The organism is Nocardioides pinisoli (assembly GCF_024199985.1).
GTDB lineage: Bacteria > Actinomycetota > Actinomycetes > Propionibacteriales > Nocardioidaceae > Nocardioides > Nocardioides pinisoli.
Map to the genome: position 1 here is coordinate 398251 of NZ_JANARS010000003.1, position 16337 is coordinate 414587.

Below are 16337 nucleotides of genomic sequence, written 5' to 3' on the forward strand. Positions count from 1 at the left end.
GCCGGTGCCGCTCGAGGCGGGATGGTCACCTACCGCCCGGTCGAACCAGCCCTGTCTCGTAGGCCGCGACGACGGCCTGCACGCGGTCACGCAGGCCGAGCTTCGCCAGTACCCCGGAGACGTGGGTCTTGACGGTGGTTTCGCCGAGGTAGAGCTCGGCCGCGATCTCGGCGTTGGACATCCCCCTGGCCAGGAGGCGGAGGACGTCCTTCTCACGCTCGGTCAGCGGTTGTAGTCGCGAGGCGCTATCGGGCCGAGGGGTAGGGGCGGCGCTGAACGTCTCGATGACGCGCAGCGTGACGCTCGGATCTAGCAGACCCCCGCCGTGGGCAACGGTGCGCACGGCGTCGATGAGTCGCTCGGGCGGAGCGACCTTGAGCAGGAAGCCGCTGACTCCTGAGCGCAGCGCGGCCTCGACGTAGGCGTCCTCGTCGAACGTGGTGAGCACGACGACCTTGACGTCGGGGGAGCTGGCGAGCACGCGCCGGGCGCCCTCGATGCCGTCGACCTCAGGCATCCGGATGTCCATGAGGACGACATCGGGCTGGGTCTCGGCGACGACGCCCACGGCGGCGGCACCGTCGGAGGCTTCACCGACCACGTCGATGTCGGTCTCGGCGCTGAGCACCATGCGCAGCCCGACGCGCACCATGGCCTCGTCGTCGACAAGGACCACCCGGATACTCATCGCCACCTCCCGGTCAGGGGGAGCCGCGCGCACACGGTGAACCCCCCGTCCGTGCTCGGCGCCGTCGTGAGCGTGCCACCGAACATCGCGGCGCGCTCACGCATCCCGACCAGCCCGTGGCCGCCGACTGCGTCCGTGGGGTGCGGGGCCCCGGCGGGGTGCCGCGGCGGGTCGTTCTCGACGGCCAGCTCCACGACGTCGGGCGCGTAGCTAACTCTCACCCGTGTCTGAGCTTGTGGCGCGTGGCGCAGCACGTTGGTGAGGGCTTCCTGGATGATGCGGTAGGCGCTCACGTCCAAGGCCCGCGGTAGTTCGGCGACCGCGCCGGAGGTGGACAGCTCCACCGGCAGACCGGCGGCTCGCACGTCGGCCACCAGCTCCGGCACCCGACGCAGCGACGGTACGACTGCCGCCGGTTCGTCGTTGCCCGACTCGCGGAGGATCCCGACGAGGGAGCGGAGCTCCTCCACGGACTGGCGCCCGAGCCGCTCGATGCCCAGCATGACGTCGCGTTCGTCCGGGCGCTCCTCGAGCACCTCGGCCAGCTGGCGGCGCAGGCCGCCGACCTGGAGGGTCATCACGCTGACCGAGTGCGCGACGGCGTCGTGCACCTCGCGCGCGATGCGGGTCCTCTCCTCCACGACGGCGGCGTGCGCGGTGGCCTCGCGTTGGGCGTCCAGCACAGCGGTCAGCTCGACGAGCTGGGCGGTCCGGGTCTGCTCCCTCTGGACGAGCGTGCCCGCCCATCGGCCCGGGTAGAAGGCCGCGGGAAAGAAGATCGTGTCCCAGCTGAGCCCGTGCTGCGTGGCGTCGGTGGCGATGAACACCAGCACGGCGAGGGTCGTGCCCAGCATGGACCGCCGGGCCGGTGCCGCGTATCCCGCCCACCCGACGGCCAGCAACACGGAGATGAGGCCGGCACCGCCAGGACCCGGGGCGCCCACCACGACCCCGACCGGGTAGAAGCCCGCCATCAGCACGCAGCCCGTCGCGGGGAACCGGATGGCGACCAGGAACGACGTCGCGATCCACAGGGCCACCAGCGTCAGCGGACCCAGATCGGGGCGGAACGTCTCGTCGAGACTCGCCTCGGCCACGGCCAGCACTCCCATGACGGGAGCCGCCAGCAGCGGGAACAGGTGGGGATCACGCCCGCGCGGCCAGTCCATGGCGAGAAGAGTAGGTGCCGGTGGGGCCTGTTCGGATCCGCCACATGAAGGAGGGGCGACCTCACTGACCTCGTCCTCGTGGAGGACCGAGGTCGGTACTCCGCGATGGAAGCGCGATGAGGGCGCGGGCAGAAAGAGTCCTCGATGTCGCCGACGGTCGGCGACGACAGACACGAAGGATCCGACATGACGACCACTGCCCCCATCACCGAACCCACCCAGACCGCTGCCCGCGAGGCTGCTCACCCGACCCGCGGGTCCAGCACCCTGCGCCTGGTGGGAGGTGTCGCGCTGGTGGTCGGTCCGTTGCTGTTCTCCGCCGGCATGCTGACCTCGCCACCGCAGGAGAGCTTCTCCGACGCCGACTACATCGCGGCACTCTCCCGAGACCTGACGATGACGCAGATCTCGGCACTGTTCCTGCACTACGCGAACGTGCTGATCGGGCTGGGCATCCTGGCAGCGCCGTCCCTGGTGAGGGGCGCGCGTGGCATGCGGCTCGTCGTGCTCGGTTCGCTCGCCACCGCCCTGGGATTCGTCAACGTGTCCGGGATGCTCCTCTCGGACTGGTGGAACTCCGCAGCCGGCTCCGTGCTCGAGCCCGCGCAGGCAGAAGCAGTGTTCGCCCACGTCAAGGCGGCCTCCCTGCTGCCCTTCTGGGACGGCACGGAGACCCTGTCGACGATCGGCACAATCATGGTTCTCGCCGGGCTCGCCCGAGCCGGTGTGCTGGGCTGGTGGACGATCGCCCTGCTGGTCACCGGCGTCGCCGCCCTGATCGTCCTGGGCTCGACACTGCCGGTCCTCGCGGCCGGTGCGGTGCTGGTCGGCTTCGCGCCGTTCGCGCTCATCGGGATGCGCCTCCTCCAGCGCCACCGGCTCGAGGGCCGCTGACACACCCAGGGCCAGGTCAGACGGTGAGGGTGGAGAGCATCCGCGACCCCCCTTCACCGTCGGACCGCAGCCTTGCGGAGGCGATTGCCGAAGACGTCGACCGGATCAGCGCCGGTCACCCGCGTTGCCCGTTGACGGTGCCGTCCGCGTGCACCGCGCCGACCACGATCTTTGACCACGGAGACATCAGATGACCCTTGAACGCACCGAGCGCGTCCGCGACCTGTACCAGGCCTTCAACGATCGGGACCTCGATGCTGTCGTCGCCACGATGGCCCCCGAGGTCGTCTGGCCGAACGGCTGGGAAGGTGGCCGACTGGTGGGACGCGACAGCGTGAGGAACTACTGGGAGCGCCAGTGGCTTCACATCCGGCCGATCATGACGGTGCGAAGCGTCGAGGAACGCACCGACGGAAACGTGGAGGCGAAAGTTCACCTCCTGGTGCGCGACCCGGCCGGCAACGTCTTGTCACGCTCCAGCGCAGTACACGTCTACACCTTCACGCGCGATCTCGTTCAGCACATGGTGGCCGAATAGCGCCGCTTCGCCACCGCCCGGTCGTAGTGCTCGATGGCCTGCTCGACGTGGTCGTCCCACTTCGCTTCGATCGAGCTCGAGTTGTTGGACTTCCGCCAGAAGGACCGAGACGGCGTCGGCAAGTTCTTTGGCGATCCCATCCGGCGTCGGTTCGCCCTCGGCCAACCCCAGTTGCGTGAGCCAAGTGGCGCGCTGGCGCCAGCGACTGCGCTGTTCGAGCGTGCTCATGACGCCTGCCTCTCCTCGGGCCTTCCTCTGGCCCCGTGCAGCAGTCAAGACCCACACCTGGACGTTGGCCAGACACCTGGGTACCACTGGCCAAGGCCAGACGACCGTCCGCCACCGCAATCCGTGCGTCCCTGCCGGGCTCGCGCCAAATCACACCGCAATCGCATAGGGGGCGCTCGGGGGAAATTCGGGGGAAAGTCTCGAGGGACTCGGGCCGCAGGTGCCGCATCGACCGGACCCCAACAGCTCCGCACTAGGGGCCGTCCGGGCGCCTCGCGGGTGGCCGAGGCCACGCGGGATCAGATGTCGCAACTCGACGTTGAGTTCCTCATGGCGCTTCTACCGGAAACTACGTGTCACGTTCTCGTGGTCCAGCGGCGCCCCCCTATGCGATTGAGGTGTGGTAACGCTGAAGTCGAGACGTACGCACATGCCGCTGCGAGTGCGTATCGAACCCGCGTCTTACCGCCGCCTGCCGGCGCAGCTCGGACTTCCGGATCTGCCGATGACAGGGCGATTCGCTGGCTTCACGGCAAGGGACGCTCGCGAGCCGACGTCACGGGCAGGTGAACCCATCGTCAGCGGCGTTGACAGACCATGAGCGGGTTGCCGTCCGGATCCTCGAACTGGACGAAGAAAACGCTGCCAATGTCCTCGACATCCGACGTGATCTTGGTTCCCAGACCTTCTAGGTGTCGCACGGTGGCGGCAATGTCTTGCGTCCACAGGAAGAACCTCGGCGGCCCTGAAACGTCGAAGTCGGGACGGTTGGCGTCCAAGGCGAGCCTGGTCTCCCCGTCGGTGGGAACGTCGAAGATTGTTCCGCCGTGTGAACTCGTCCCGGGATCGAAGCCGAGCAGGTCGGCGTACCACTCGATGGCCGAGGACATGTCTCGCACCGGGATGAAGACTTGCCCCACGATGCGCTGTACCGGGCTGGTCACGAGACGCATCGTAGAGGCCAGTCCGGAGCACCAACGTCCGCACATGCCGCCCCGTCGTGCGTCCGGAGAAAGGACCGCCGTGAAGACCCGTGAGCGGGACCGACATGTTGCACCGCGCTTGTCGGAGGCGCTGCCGGAGAGATGGTCGACGCGCAACGGCCACCTGTCGACCGTCGCCGCCGACGGCCACCTCGCACGTGACGACGACCGACCGCTCCGCAGGTAGCGGCCTCACGAATCGACCATCCGGGTCTGCCGCGACCCGTGCGTCCGCACACGCCGATGAGCGGAATAGGTTCGACCTGTGCTCGTACAACTGTCTGGAGTCCCGGGTGCGGGCAAGTCGAGGCTCGCCAGGTCGATCGCGGCAGCGAGCAACTTCGTCGTCCTGGACACTGACGTATTAAAGAGCTCGCTCATCGAATCCCGTGTGCCCGTCGCCGACGCAGGAGCCGCCACGTATGCGGCGACCTTGGCGCTCGCGCAGGACTTGCTCCACCAGGGTCGAGACGTGCTGCTGGACTCGCCGTGCAGGTATGAAGAGCTGCTGAAATCCGGTCAGCAGATCGCTCGCGAGCATGGTGTGCGTTACGGGTTCATCGAGCTCTGGGTCCGGGACTGGACGACCGTGCTGGCTCGTCTCGACGCACGTTCCCCGATCTCCTCGCAGGTGGCGTCGGCGACAGCGCCGGCCCCAGGAACCGTATGGGAGTTCGGCACAGCCGAAGAGACACTCGCGACCTGGCAGACCCAGCTCGTTCGTCCAGAGCGTGACTGGCTTCGGCTGGACGCCGAGAGTGCGGCGGATGAGAACCTCAGCGCGGCCCTTCGCTATCTCCACTCCGATCGCTAGCGAGAGGCCGAACATCCGGAACTGCCGCGTTGAGGGCGGCAAGGCTCGCCCCGATCTACCGCAACCCGAGCCGTCGCCCCACGCTGGCAGATGTGCAGGACGTCATGAGTTCTGGCGGTTCGGACCGGGAATTCTCATGACGTCATGGCAGGCGGTCGTTGGGACAGCCACTGGGCATGACGTCCCAAGAGTCGGCACATCCGGATCTGCCCCGATCAGCGCACGGACCAATGAACGGACGTTCCCCGCACCCTGCGACGCGCGAGATGGCGACCTTGCTCACGTCGCGGGCGTGGGAGAGATGGCAGAGATCCTGGTGGAGTACGGGTCTGCGGGACATTCGGGTCGGACGCGAGTACGCGTGACCCCCGAGGTGCTCATCGAGGACACCTTCCTGCGGTCCTAGCAACATCCGGATCGGCCGCGTCGTGGGTCGCATGCTCGCCGTCGCTGGCCTGCGGACCGACATCCCAGCACGGAACTGACAGGCTGAGCTCCAGAGGCACCCACCGCCCCCGGTGACAGCGACCGGACAGCCCGGCCACGTAGTACCGAACCAGGGAGACAGACATGCGACCGACCGACCCGTACGCCCAGCTCTCCCCCGAGGCAGTCAGCATCGTCGATCAGCTTGTCGGCATCGCTCACGACGAGGACCGCCCCGAGGACGCTGCGATCGAGTGGTACACGCCCGATGAGGAGCCGCCGGTCGAGGCTCTCGAAGAGCTCCAGAGGGCTGGCATCTGCCACCACTACCGGGAGAACGAGTCGGTCATCGTCAGCTTCACTGCGGAGGGTGGGCGCCGACACGTTTGAGCTTGGCCTTCTGACGTACCGACAGCGGTACTGGCCGCAGCGTCGGAGAAGCAGGTGTGGTTCGTCGATTCCGCGGGCTGGCGGAGGCGTTCGCCAGCCTCCCTGAGCCCCGTCCGGTCGAGACGCGTCGCGAGCTCCGACACATCCCGCTCGAGCGGTGACGTGCATCGAGCCGCCTGCAAGCGGAACCCGGGTCGGCCCGCAACTTCCGGCTGGGTCCCTGCGTCACACGTGTTGCGGCCCGCAACCGGAGCCGACCCCCCGAAGGAGAGCCATGCGACGCATGCCCATCACTGTCTCGTTGATCGCCCTGGCGCCGCTCGGTGTCATGGGCCTGCTCGCTGGTCCCGCGACGGCCCAGGTGACCTGTGACGGCAAGGTGCCCACGATCGTCGTCGTCCCCGGTACGCCGACCACCGGCACGCCTGGGGACGACGTCATCCTCGGCACGTACGCCCAGGACCGGATCGACGGCGGTGCGGGCAACGACACCATCTGCGGGCTCGGCAACGGGGACACCCTGGTCGGCGGCCCGGGGGACGACCGGCTCTTCGGCGGCCTCGACGACTACTACGTCCCCGACGACGGCTACTTCGGCGACACCCTCGTGCCGGGTCCCGGGAACGACCACGTGGACCTCGGCGACGACCCCGCGTCGGCGAACGTCGACTGGGTCGACCGGCCGGCCCGGTACGACAGGGTCGTCTAGGCCGACGCGCCCGGACCGGTGAGCGTGGACCTCTCGGCCGGTACGGCGACGGGCGAGGGCACGGACACGATCGTGGTGCCGGCCTACTCCGGCGGGATCGTGGGCTCGGCGTACGACGACGTGCTCACGGGGACGGACGGTCCGGACCGCATCGACGGCGGCGCCGGCGACGACCGCATCGACGCCCTCGGCGGCAACGACGAGCTCGAGACCGGAACGGGCGAGGACGTCGTGCGCGGACGTGGCGGCGACGACTACATCATGTCCCCGGACAAGGGACGCGACCGGCTCTACGGCGACGGTGGGGAGGACTCGGTCCAGGGGCGCGGGCCCGGCAGTGCGATCGGCGGTGGCGCCGGCGACGACTACCTCGTCTCCTGGCTCGGCGCCAGCGTCCACGGCGGTCCGGGCAACGACGACATCGTCGCAGACGTCATCCGCAGGCGGACGATCGAGATCGACGGCGGCGACGGGCGGCGGGACACCGTCTCGCTGCGGGCGCCGAAGTCGGAGTTCCCCCGGGGCTCGAGGTACGTCATCGACGTGCCGCGCAAGCGCGTGACGGTCGACGGCGCGAAGCGGGCGCGCTACGAGGGCATCGAGGACACGAGGTTCTCGGGGCGTCCCGGCAGCCTGGCCTACCTGGGCGGGTCGGGGCGCGACCGCCTCTCGGTGAGCGGCGGCATGCAGGTGACGGCGTACGGGCGCCGTGGGCCCGACATCCTCGTGGGCGGTTCGCGCAGCGACCTCCTCGACGGTGGTCCGGGTCGCGACGCGGTCGTCGGTGGTCCCGGGCGGGACCGGTGCATCAGCGCCGAGCAGCGACGGCAGTGCGAGGTGCGCCGCTGACGGACGTCGTCGTCAGCCCTTGACGGGGATCCGCAGCCGCTGGCCGACGCTGAGCACGTCCGGGTCGGTGATCTTCGGGTTTGCGGCCACGACCTGCGCGACCGTCGTGCGCGTGTAGTCGCGCACCTTCCGCACGATCGAGGTGAGCGTGTCCCCACGCTCCACCCGGTAGACCAGCCAGCCCTGCAGGTCAGCAAACGAGATGACCTCGATCTCCCGCAGGTTGAAGCCCGGGCTGGGTCCCTCGTCGGGCAGGCCGGGGTTGTCACCGAAGACCTGCACCGTGAGCCGCGAGCCGTCACGCGGCGGGCTGCTCACGGTGACGTGCGTGGAGAACTCCCCCACAGCGGCCATCCCGCCGGTCGACTGCGCGGAGTCCTCGGCGAGGACGCGGCCGCGGCCGTCGAGCACGCGGACACCGATCGTCCCCTCGAACCCGTTGCCGATCCCAGCGACGACGAACCGCCGCCCGACCAGGTCGTCCTTCGCCGGCTGGCGCACCCGCACGTCCGTGATCAGTCCCATGATGTCCCTCCCGAAGTCGGCCGAGGTCACCCACGCTAGAGACCGGGCGCGGGGCCTGTCACCACGCAGAACGACCTGCGTTCGTGCCGCACGACTGCCCCTCGCTGAACGTGCGGAAGGCGCGTACCGTGACGCAGGCACTGCGGGCGTCCAGAAGACGGCGTCCCGCGACCCTGACAGAGGGGGCGCCATGACCGGCCTCGGCCCTGCCAAGACGATCCCCGGAACTGACCAGCTCGCCGAGGTGGCTCCACACCCTGACGTGCCTGTCCTCGGGCCGATGACCGGCAGCTGGAGCCGTTCACTGCCCGATGACACCTGGTACTGGTCCGACGAGATGTACGTGATCCACGGCTTCGCGCCGGGCGAGGTGGTGCCCACGACCGAGCTCGTCCTGCGACACAAGCACCCGGCGGACCTCGAGCGCTCCCGGAGACTCGTGCAGACGGCCGCCGAGCGCGGGACCCCGTTCTCGAATCCCCACCGCATCGTCGACGCGCACGGACGCGTGCACGACGTCCTGAGTGCCGGGCGCGGCTTCACCGACGCTGACGGTGAGCTGGTCGAGGTGAACGGCTACACCGTGGATCTCACCGCGACCCAACGCGAAGAAGTGCAGCCCGCGGTCGAGGCGGCGCTGCGCGGCGCGATGGAGCACCGCGGTGTCATCGAGCAGGCCAAGGGCGGTCTGATGGCGGCCTTCCGGCTCGACGCCGACGGCGCCTTCGAGATGCTGCGCGCGATCTCCAACAGGGAGAACATCAAGCTGCACGACCTCGCGCACCGCCTGGTCGACGAGCTCGGGAGGCTCGAGCCCAGTCACGAGTCCGAGACCGCGATGCACGAGCTGCTCGTGCGTGTCGCCCGCACGACGCATCCGCCGGAGTGACAGGACCCGTGGTGGTCGCTCGCCCACACCCGGTCGAGCGAGCGTGGCGCTCTGCCTACTGCTCGGACCTGCGCAGGGCGAGGCCCTGCGCCCGGGAGAGCTCGCCGGCCTTCCGTGACCAGTCGGAGACGTCGACGTCGCGCAGGCTGGTGAGCTGGTGGGGATCGCGCTCCAGGTCGTAGAGCTCCCACTCCCCGGTGCCGTGGTGCTCGATGTAGGCCTGGGACCCCTCCCGCAGCAGCGACCAGTCGAGGTTCGTGTTCTCGATGATCAGGCGCCGCCGCCAGGAGGACCAGTCCCCCGACCTGAGCGGGCCGAGCATGGAGCGACCGTCGAGCTCGCGTCCGGCGTCCGGGTCGAGGTCGGCGATGTCGAGGGTGGTGGGCATCAGGTCGACCTGCGAGACGAACGCGTCGCTCGTTGCCGGCTCGACACCGGGCCCGCGGACGGCGAACGGGATGCCCGCCGCCTCCTCGTAGGGCTGGCTCTTGCTCAGGAGCCGGTGCTCGCCCAGCAGGTAGCCGTTGTCGGAGACGAAGAAGATCCACGTCCTCCTCAGCTGGCCGGTCCGCCGCAGGACGTCCAGCACGCGGTCGACCTGCTCGTCGACGTCCTGCAGCTCCTCGAGCTTGCCCTCATAGATCTTCTGCATCTTGCGCCGGTCCTGCGGCGGCAGGTCCTGCAGCCACGTGGGCTTGTCGCTCATGTCGGCCTCGTTGAGCGAGGGCGGGTCCCACTCGACCCCGTCGAAGTCGTCGGCGTGCTCGGGGCTCGGCGTGTACGGGCCGTGGGGCGCCGTCGGCGAGTACACCGCGAACCACGGCCCGGCGTCCTGGTGGCGACGGATGAAGCGGCGCAGCCGCGTGCCGGCGAACCGGTCGAAGCTCCGCTGCGAGTCGACCTTCCGGACCTCACCGTCCACGTTCACCCGCGGGTCGTCGATCATGCCGTCGAGCAACGTGACCCAGCGGTCCCAGCCGGGGGCGACGTACGTCGGATCCTGGGCGACCCCGTTCATGTACTTCCCGAAGTAGCCGGTGCTGTAGCCGGCCCCCTTCATCCTGGTCGCGGCCGTGTCCCGGTCATGGCCCTGAGCCACGAAGGGCTGATGGGTCATGTTGGTGGCGCACCCGTGGTTGTGGGGGTAGCGACTCGTGAGGATCGAGGCCCGCGCCGGCCCGCACAACGGCATCGCGCTGTAGCCCTGCCGGAAGTGCACACCCTTGCGCACCAGCCGCTTCCACGTGCGGTCCATCGACCTCAGCGTCGAACGCATCTGGTCGTCCGTCACGATCCACAGGACGTTGTCGGCCACGTGCCACACCCTACGCACGCCGATGGGCAGCCGGGGGCCAGCCTGAGGACGATCGACCCTGGCGATCGCCGGGGGCGGGTGCTAGACCGGGAGTGGCGAGCGCAGCAGTGCCGCGCGGCAGTGCACGGACACGCCCCCGGGAGGTACGTCATGAGCCTGGACCACGGCCGGCGGGCATCAGGGCGGGGCAAGGCGATGCTTCCGCCGCGCTGGTTCGTCGTCACCTTCTGGCACGCCCATCGCGCGCTCGTGCGCCTGACCAAGGGCCGCGTCGGGCTGTGGCGGCCGAAGCCGGACGGCTGGGGAGCGCTCTGGCTCACCACGACGGGACGACGCAGCCGGCAGCCGCGCCAGGTCCTGGTCGGCTACTTCGAGGACGGCGACGACTACGTCACGATGGCCATGAACGGGTGGGGTGCGGCCGAACCCGCCTGGTGGCTGAACCTCCAGGCCCACCCCGACGCCGTCGCCCAGACCAGGGACGGCGTCCGGCCCGTCCGTGCCCGCCGCGCGCAGGGACCCGAGCGCGAGCGGCTGTGGGCACGCTGGGCACAGATCGACAAGAACCTCGATGCCTACGCCGCCCGCCGGCCGACCGAGACGGCGGTGGTCGTGCTCGAACCACGCGACCGGACGAGCACTGGCGGCCGCTCCTGACCCGGACGTCGCTGCCGGGACGGGTCCGGTCAGCCGGCTCGGCGAAGCTCCGCGAGCTCGATCGGCAGCCGCGGCGCGACCCGCGGGCCGCTCTCGAGCCGCTCGAACCCGTTCGGTGCCGGCGTACGTCCATCACGCGCGTCCCGACCCGACCGGCCGGACCCCACGTCCTCGCAGCTCCTGACCCGTTCGGCGCCGAGGCAGGTGTCCCGCCCCTGACGGCCGTTCGCGAAGTCGCCGCGACCAGCGCCCAGGTCGAGGACGTCCCGCCCGCGGGTGGCCACCACGGAGTCGCGGCCCCCGCGCATCGAGGCCTCCAGGCTGCGTCCGCCCTGCATGATCACGTCGTCGTTCCGCTGGGTGCCGCGGACCCGCCACCGTGCGTCCTCGCCCTGGATCCACAGGACCTCGAGCCCGCGCACGCGAGCGGCCCGTGCCCTGGTCCGGAGCACTCCGCGGCCCAGGTCCACGGTGATCGGCGAGCCCTCGCCGAAGCCGGCCTTCCGCACGTCGAGGGTGACGAGGTCGCGGGACCTGCCTCCGTCCACCGTCGTCCCGCGGGAGGCGGGGGTGAGCCGGACGTAGATGTCGTCGTGTCCCCCGCCGCCGTCGACGTCGACGCCCTCCCCGGCCTGGGCCAGGAGCTGGTCGTCCCCGTCGTCGCCGCGCAGGACGGCCGGTCGGGTCTCCGGGTGGGCCTCGAGGTGGTCCGTGTCCTCCCCGCCGCGCGCCGTACCTCCGGCCTGCCCCAGGAAGACCCAGTCCATGCCGGGGCCACCGTCGATGTCGTCCGGGGCGTCAGCGGCCGGGTCGAGGTCCGTGTCCGCGAAGTCCGAGACGAGGGTGTCGTTGCCGCCGGCGCCGTCGATCTGGTCGGCGCCGCCGCGACCGATCAGGACGTCGAGGTACGGCGACCCGATCAGCACGTCCGCGGTGCGCGTGCCGACGATGCTCAGGGCCTCGGTCACGACGACCTGGTCGGTGCCGGACGGCTCCGCGACCACGCCGAGCCCTCCCACGGGAGTGAGGTCGGCCCTGATCCCGCCCGGGAAGCCGGCGGCGAGGAGGTCCGAGTAGAGCACGGTGTCCGCCGGGAGGGAGTAGTCGTCGCGCGTCAGGGGATCGAGGCCGCCGTCGACGTAGTCGTTGCCCACCCCCGGCCAGATCACGTCGCCGCCGGCATCGCTGTCGAAGCCGCCGAGGAGGCGGTCGTCGCCTGCCAGCCCCTCCAGCCGGTCGGTCCCCTCGTCGCCGCAGATGACGTCGTTGCCGAGCAACCCCGAGATCCTGTCGTCGCCTCCCAGCCCGACCATCACGTCGTCGCCATCGGTGCCCGTCATCACGTCGTCCCCCGGCGTGCCCAGGTGCGTCGCGGGCCTGCCCTCGCACGTCCCCGCGGCCGCGCTCGACGAGACCGCGGGAAGCAGCGGCGCGACGAGGGCCAGGCCCGCGATGGCCAGGCGGGGCGGCCTGGTCCGTCCGCGGGTCCACCTCGATGAAGCTGGTGTGGCGTCGTACGTGTCCATGTCCGGGCTCCTTCCCCGCGTCCGATGCCACTCAGGATGAGCGCCTCGCGCGCGGGAGACACGGGTCGCGAGTCCCGAGCCGTCCGGGAAGAATGGGAGGTCGTGGGGCGGACCCCGGCGGGAGAACTGCGGCCGTAGGGCGCCCTCCGATGGCCTCGACCCGTCGCGCCGCCGCAGTTCTTGGGGTGCGACCAGGACCGGCCGCGCCCGCCACAGCGCCGTACGGTCAGGGCCGGCTCAGCCGCCGCCACCCGCCTCGCCGGTTGTGGTCGACGATCTCGGTGAGGATGCCGACGATCGCGTCGCGGTCGATCTCGTCGCCGTCGTAGACCTGGATCGCCCTGGCGGTCTGGTTGTCGTGGCCCTGGTTGATGACGCCGTGCGGGTCGCTGACGGTCGGGTCGTAGAGGAACAGGTTGACGTGGTCCTTCGTCGCGAGCAGCGCGCAGACGTTGCCGTCGAGGACGAAGTAGGGCTGCACGGTCCGCTTGACCGTCTCCTCGATCTCGGGGTCCGTCTCCCAGACCAGCTCGCGCAGCCGCTCGCAGATCGCGCGCTGCCAGTCGGGCAGCTTCTCGATGTAGGCGTCGACCCCCGGATGCGCGCGTCCCGTCATGGCGGGATTGTGCCAGCGCGAGCGCTCACCAGCGAGCGTCGACGTGGCCTCATCGGTGAGCGGCACGCCACTCGTGCCAGCGCTGGTCGAGGCCGCGCGAGTCCTCCCTGACGAACCGCAGGTAGTCGCGGGTCTCCTCGACCCGCTCGCGGCCGGGCGAGCCCTCGGGCAGCAGGTCGATGGCCTCCTGGACGGACTCGATGATCACGTCGAGCAGGGGCAGCCTGGCTGCCTGGATGGTGCTCCAGATGTCGCCGTCGCGGACCCGGAAGAGGTCGCCGCGCCCCGCGGGGTTGCGCTCCCGGACGACCAGGTGGGTGTCGGAGAGGTAGCGCACGGCCCCCGAGATCGCGGCCGGTGAGACCTCGAGGCCGCGGGACAGGTCGGCGGCGGTGTAGACGGACTGGTCGTCGGCCAGGATGAACGCGAAGACGCGGGCGGGCATGCGCGGCAGGCCCATCGTCTCCAGGGTCTGGCCGAGTCGTTCGACGGCACGCGCGAGGTCGCTCACGTCGGGCACTATATAACCTTCACAAGTTTGTGAAACTTGTGCAACACTCGCTCCATGGCTGTCATCGAGCTCCACGACGTCGTCAAGACCTTCGGCACCACCCGCGCGCTCGACCACCTCGACCTCACCGTCGAGCAGGGCGAGGTGCACGGCTTCCTCGGTCCCAACGGGGCCGGCAAGTCGACCACCATCCGGGTCCTCCTCGGGCTGCTCCGGACCGACTCGGGCACCGTCACCATGCTGGGCGGCGACCCGTGGCACGACGCCCCGACCCTGCACCGCCGGCTCGCCTATGTGCCGGGAGACGTCTCGCTCTGGCCCAACCTGACCGGTGGCGAGGTCATCGACGTGCTCGCCCGCATGCGCGGGGGACTCGACGAGGCGCGACGCCGGGAGATGCTCGAGCGCTTCGACCTCGACCCGTCCAAGAAGGCGCGCACCTACTCCAAGGGCAACCGGCAGAAGGTCGCCCTGGTCGCAGCACTCGCCAGCCGGGCCGACCTCTACCTGCTCGACGAGCCGACGTCCGGGCTCGACCCCTTGATGGAGGCCGAGTTCCAGGAGGCCGTCCTCGAGCTCAAGGACGAGGGCGCGACCATCCTCCTGAGCTCGCACATCCTGGCCGAGGCCGAGGCGCTGTCCGATCGGATCAGCATCATCCGCGCCGGCCGGGTCGTGCAGACCGGGACGCTGGCCCAGCTGCGCCACCTGACCCGCACCACCGTCATCGCCGAGACCGACCGCCCCGCCACCGGGCTGGCGACCGTCCCCGGCGTCCACGAGCCCGAGCTCCACGGCAACCGCGTCACCTTCGACGTCGACTCCGACCACCTCGACGAGGCCGTCCGCGCGCTGTCCGGGCTCGGCGTGCGCTCCCTGGCAGCCCACCCGCCCACGCTGGAGGAGCTGTTCCTGCGCCAGTACGGCGACGAGGTGACCGCGTGAGCGCCACCTCGACCACCGGCCCGGCCACCAGCCCGGCCGCCAGCCCGGTCACCGGCGTCGGCCACCTGCTGCGCCTGGTCCTGCGCCGCGACCGGCTGCGGCTGCCGCTGTGGCTGGTCGGCCTCGGTGGGTCGATCGTCGCGAGCGCGCTGGCCGTGCCACCGATCTACGACACCCCGGAGAAGGTCGCCGGCTACGCCCGGACCGTCGGCACCAGCCCGGTGAGCTACCTGATGTCGGGCCGCCAGGCCGGGCTCGACACGATCGGCGGGATCGTGGCCAACGAGATCTCGCAGGTCGCCCAGCTCGGCGTCTGCCTGATGGTCGTCTTCCTCGTGGTGCGGCACACCCGCGCCGAGGAGGAGTCCGGGCGGGCGGAGCTGCTGCGCTCGACGGTCGTCGGCCGCCACGCCGCCACCCTCGCCGGACTCGTCTACGGCGTCACGGCCGCGCTGCTCCTCGCCGCCATCACGACGACGTCCATGCTGGCGGCCGACCTGCCCGCCGGCGGGAGCCTGACGTACGGCGTCGGGCTGGCGCTGCTCGGGGTGGCCTACACCGCCATCACCCTGGTCTCCGTCCAGGTCTCGACCTCGGCCCGCGGTGCGCTCGGCCTGGCCGGGGCCGCCGTGGCCGTGGGCTACCTGGTGCGCGGCATCGGCGCGATGCAGGACAACGCCCTCGTCTGGCTCTCCCCGTTCGGCTGGGCGCAGGGCATGGACGCGTTCGGGGACGAGCGCTGGTGGCCCGCTGCGCTCCTCCTCGCCTTCACCGCTCTCCTCCTGGCCCTGGCCGCGCGCCTGGTGGCGCACCGCGACTTCGGGGGCGGGCTCCTCGCGACCCGACCCGGGCCGCCGCGGGCGAGCCGGCTGCTCCACACGCCGCTGGGTCTCGCCGTCCGGCTGCAGCGCGGACTGCTGACCGGGTGGGCCGTCGGGCTGTTCCTGCTGGGCGTGCTCTACGGCGCGGTGATCCCGACCGTGCCCGACCTCATCGCCTCCAACCCCGACATGGCCGACGTCGTCGGTGCGTCGGGCCAGGCCGCCGAGGACGCGCTCGTCGACGCGTTCCTGGCCTACATCTTCCTGTTCATGGCCGTCGTGGCCTGCGGCTTCGTCGTCGCGTCGGTGCTGCGCCTGAACGCCGAGGAGGAGGCGGGCCGCGCCGAGGTCGTCCTCGCGACCCCGGTCAGCAGGACGTCGTGGATGGCCGGCACCACCGCCGTCGCGCTCGTCGCCACCGCCGGCCTGACCGTGCTCATGGGCCTCGGGCTCGCCGTCGGCTACGCGGTCGTCAGCGGCGAGTGGGACCAGGTCCTCCCCCAGGTCGGTGGCCAGCTGGCCTACCTGCCCGGCACCCTCGTCGTCGGGGCGCTCGCCGTCGCCCTCTTCGGCCTGCTCCCCCGCGGCGCCGGGGTCGCCTGGACCGCCGTCGCGCTCGTCGCCCTCCAGGTCGTGCTCGGCCAGCTCCTCGGCCTGCCCGACTGGGTCCAGGCCATCTCGCCGTTCTGGCACCTGGCCGCCGTGCCGACGGACGACTTCGAGGTCGTCCCCGTCGTCGTCCTGGTCGGGATCGCCGCGGCCCTCGTGGCGGCGGGTCTCTGGGGCTACCGGCGCCGCGACGCCGTCGCCGGCTGAGCGACCCGAGGCAGGGCCGACAGGCAGC

19 protein-coding genes are annotated in these 16337 nt (G+C 70.8%); 10 read left to right on the forward strand and 9 right to left on the reverse strand.

Translation table 11 applies throughout. The annotated features are described in order from the left end of the window. Window positions 1–25: 25 nt before the first annotated feature. Window positions 26–688 carry a response regulator gene (locus NCI01_RS08990; RefSeq protein WP_254181136.1) on the reverse strand — a complete coding sequence of 221 codons (663 nt, stop codon included), beginning with the start codon at window positions 686–688 and terminating at the stop codon, window positions 26–28. Next, window positions 685–1857, reverse strand: coding sequence for a sensor histidine kinase (locus tag NCI01_RS08995; RefSeq protein WP_254181137.1), 1173 nt, complete (start codon window positions 1855–1857; stop codon window positions 685–687). The genes NCI01_RS08990 and NCI01_RS08995 overlap by 4 nt, the downstream gene beginning before the upstream one ends. Window positions 1858–2043: 186 nt before the next feature. On the opposite strand from NCI01_RS08995, the gene NCI01_RS09000 reads away from it, so the two are divergent. Further along, a complete protein-coding gene (locus NCI01_RS09000) occupies window positions 2044–2751 on the forward strand; it encodes a hypothetical protein (protein ID WP_254181138.1) in 708 nt (235 codons plus the stop codon). A gap of 190 nt (window positions 2752–2941) precedes the next feature. After that, window positions 2942–3289 (forward strand): nuclear transport factor 2 family protein, encoded by a 348-nt coding sequence (locus NCI01_RS09005; RefSeq protein ID WP_254181139.1) that lies wholly within the window; start codon window positions 2942–2944, stop codon window positions 3287–3289. On the opposite strand, the gene NCI01_RS09010 is transcribed toward NCI01_RS09005, so the two are convergent. Then, window positions 3268–3411 carry a hypothetical protein gene (locus NCI01_RS09010; RefSeq protein ID WP_254181140.1) on the reverse strand — a complete coding sequence of 48 codons (144 nt, stop codon included), beginning with the start codon at window positions 3409–3411 and terminating at the stop codon, window positions 3268–3270. The genes NCI01_RS09005 and NCI01_RS09010 overlap by 22 nt on opposite strands. 684 nt (window positions 3412–4095) lie before the next feature. After that, on the reverse strand, window positions 4096–4470 hold the full coding sequence (locus NCI01_RS09015) for a VOC family protein (protein WP_254181141.1): 375 nt from the start codon (window positions 4468–4470) through the stop codon (window positions 4096–4098). A 295-nt stretch (window positions 4471–4765) separates the two neighbouring features. Between NCI01_RS09015 and NCI01_RS09020 the strand changes: the two genes are divergently transcribed. The 4 genes from NCI01_RS09020 to NCI01_RS22700 all read left to right on the forward strand — a co-directional run bounded on the left by NCI01_RS09020 (window position 4766) and on the right by NCI01_RS22700 (window position 7688). Next, the gene (locus NCI01_RS09020; protein ID WP_254181142.1) at window positions 4766–5314 is read left to right on the forward strand and encodes a P-loop nucleotide/nucleoside kinase family protein; all 549 of its coding nucleotides are present in this window, start codon (window positions 4766–4768) and stop codon (window positions 5312–5314) included. 570 nt (window positions 5315–5884) lie between these two features. After that, window positions 5885–6130, forward strand: a complete 246-nt coding sequence (locus tag NCI01_RS09025) for a hypothetical protein (protein ID WP_254181143.1) — start codon at window positions 5885–5887, stop codon at window positions 6128–6130. Window positions 6131–6404: 274 nt separating this feature from the next. Further along, window positions 6405–6839, forward strand: coding sequence for a calcium-binding protein (locus NCI01_RS09030; RefSeq protein ID WP_254181144.1), 435 nt, complete (start codon window positions 6405–6407; stop codon window positions 6837–6839). A gap of 18 nt (window positions 6840–6857) precedes the next feature. Next, entirely contained in the window at window positions 6858–7688 is an 831-nt protein-coding gene (locus tag NCI01_RS22700; RefSeq protein WP_254181145.1) for a calcium-binding protein, read from the forward strand. Between the two features lie 12 nt (window positions 7689–7700). Here NCI01_RS22700 and NCI01_RS09040 read toward each other — a convergent pair whose 3' ends face one another. Continuing rightward, window positions 7701–8213: a Gmad2 immunoglobulin-like domain-containing protein gene (locus tag NCI01_RS09040; protein ID WP_254181146.1), complete on the reverse strand. Its 513-nt coding sequence runs from the start codon at window positions 8211–8213 to the stop codon at window positions 7701–7703. A 190-nt stretch (window positions 8214–8403) separates the two neighbouring features. Here NCI01_RS09040 and NCI01_RS09045 point away from each other — a divergent pair, with 190 nt between their 5' ends. After that, window positions 8404–9102, forward strand: a complete 699-nt coding sequence (locus NCI01_RS09045; RefSeq protein ID WP_254181147.1) for a PAS and ANTAR domain-containing protein — start codon at window positions 8404–8406, stop codon at window positions 9100–9102. A 55-nt stretch (window positions 9103–9157) separates the two neighbouring features. On the opposite strand, the gene NCI01_RS09050 is transcribed toward NCI01_RS09045, so the two are convergent. Further along, a complete protein-coding gene (locus NCI01_RS09050; RefSeq protein WP_254181148.1) occupies window positions 9158–10417 on the reverse strand; it encodes a sulfatase family protein in 1260 nt (419 codons plus the stop codon). Between the two features lie 150 nt (window positions 10418–10567). Here NCI01_RS09050 and NCI01_RS09055 point away from each other — a divergent pair, with 150 nt between their 5' ends. Next, entirely contained in the window at window positions 10568–11074 is a 507-nt protein-coding gene (locus NCI01_RS09055; protein ID WP_254181149.1) for a nitroreductase/quinone reductase family protein, read from the forward strand. A 29-nt stretch (window positions 11075–11103) separates the two neighbouring features. On the opposite strand, the gene NCI01_RS09060 is transcribed toward NCI01_RS09055, so the two are convergent. The 3 genes from NCI01_RS09060 to NCI01_RS09070 all read right to left on the reverse strand — a co-directional run bounded on the left by NCI01_RS09060 (window position 11104) and on the right by NCI01_RS09070 (window position 13727). Further along, complete coding sequence (locus NCI01_RS09060) at window positions 11104–12600, reverse strand: calcium-binding protein (RefSeq protein ID WP_254181150.1); 1497 nt, start codon at window positions 12598–12600, stop codon at window positions 11104–11106. Window positions 12601–12826: 226 nt separating this feature from the next. Continuing rightward, complete coding sequence (locus NCI01_RS09065; protein WP_254181151.1) at window positions 12827–13216, reverse strand: DUF1801 domain-containing protein; 390 nt, start codon at window positions 13214–13216, stop codon at window positions 12827–12829. Window positions 13217–13265: 49 nt separating this feature from the next. Further along, complete coding sequence (locus tag NCI01_RS09070) at window positions 13266–13727, reverse strand: GbsR/MarR family transcriptional regulator (protein ID WP_254181152.1); 462 nt, start codon at window positions 13725–13727, stop codon at window positions 13266–13268. A gap of 54 nt (window positions 13728–13781) precedes the next feature. Between NCI01_RS09070 and NCI01_RS09075 the strand changes: the two genes are divergently transcribed. After that, entirely contained in the window at window positions 13782–14672 is an 891-nt protein-coding gene (locus NCI01_RS09075; protein ID WP_254181153.1) for an ABC transporter ATP-binding protein, read from the forward strand. Further along, on the forward strand, window positions 14669–16309 hold the full coding sequence (locus NCI01_RS09080) for an ABC transporter permease (protein WP_254181154.1): 1641 nt from the start codon (window positions 14669–14671) through the stop codon (window positions 16307–16309). Before NCI01_RS09075 ends, NCI01_RS09080 begins: the two co-directional genes overlap by 4 nt. Window positions 16310–16337 lie beyond the last annotated feature (28 nt).

Excerpts from the sequence above, each read along its gene's own strand:
- NCI01_RS09000 (WP_254181138.1), top strand. The coding sequence starts at position 2,044 with ATGACGACCACTGCCCCCATCACCGAACCCACCCAGACCGCTGCCCGC.
- NCI01_RS08990 (WP_254181136.1), bottom strand. The coding sequence starts at position 688 with ATGAGTATCCGGGTGGTCCTTGTCGACGACGAGGCCATGGTGCGCGTC.
- NCI01_RS09015 (WP_254181141.1), bottom strand. The coding sequence starts at position 4,470 with ATGCGTCTCGTGACCAGCCCGGTACAGCGCATCGTGGGGCAAGTCTTC.
- NCI01_RS08995 (WP_254181137.1), bottom strand. The coding sequence starts at position 1,857 with ATGGACTGGCCGCGCGGGCGTGATCCCCACCTGTTCCCGCTGCTGGCG.
- NCI01_RS09065 (WP_254181151.1), bottom strand. The coding sequence starts at position 13,216 with ATGACGGGACGCGCGCATCCGGGGGTCGACGCCTACATCGAGAAGCTG.
- NCI01_RS09030 (WP_254181144.1), top strand. The coding sequence starts at position 6,405 with ATGCGACGCATGCCCATCACTGTCTCGTTGATCGCCCTGGCGCCGCTC.
- NCI01_RS09040 (WP_254181146.1), bottom strand. The coding sequence starts at position 8,213 with ATGGGACTGATCACGGACGTGCGGGTGCGCCAGCCGGCGAAGGACGAC.
- NCI01_RS09045 (WP_254181147.1), top strand. The coding sequence starts at position 8,404 with ATGACCGGCCTCGGCCCTGCCAAGACGATCCCCGGAACTGACCAGCTC.
- NCI01_RS09025 (WP_254181143.1), top strand. The coding sequence starts at position 5,885 with ATGCGACCGACCGACCCGTACGCCCAGCTCTCCCCCGAGGCAGTCAGC.
- NCI01_RS09060 (WP_254181150.1), bottom strand. The coding sequence starts at position 12,600 with ATGGACACGTACGACGCCACACCAGCTTCATCGAGGTGGACCCGCGGA.
- NCI01_RS09055 (WP_254181149.1), top strand. The coding sequence starts at position 10,568 with ATGAGCCTGGACCACGGCCGGCGGGCATCAGGGCGGGGCAAGGCGATG.
- NCI01_RS09005 (WP_254181139.1), top strand. The coding sequence starts at position 2,942 with ATGACCCTTGAACGCACCGAGCGCGTCCGCGACCTGTACCAGGCCTTC.
- NCI01_RS09075 (WP_254181153.1), top strand. The coding sequence starts at position 13,782 with ATGGCTGTCATCGAGCTCCACGACGTCGTCAAGACCTTCGGCACCACC.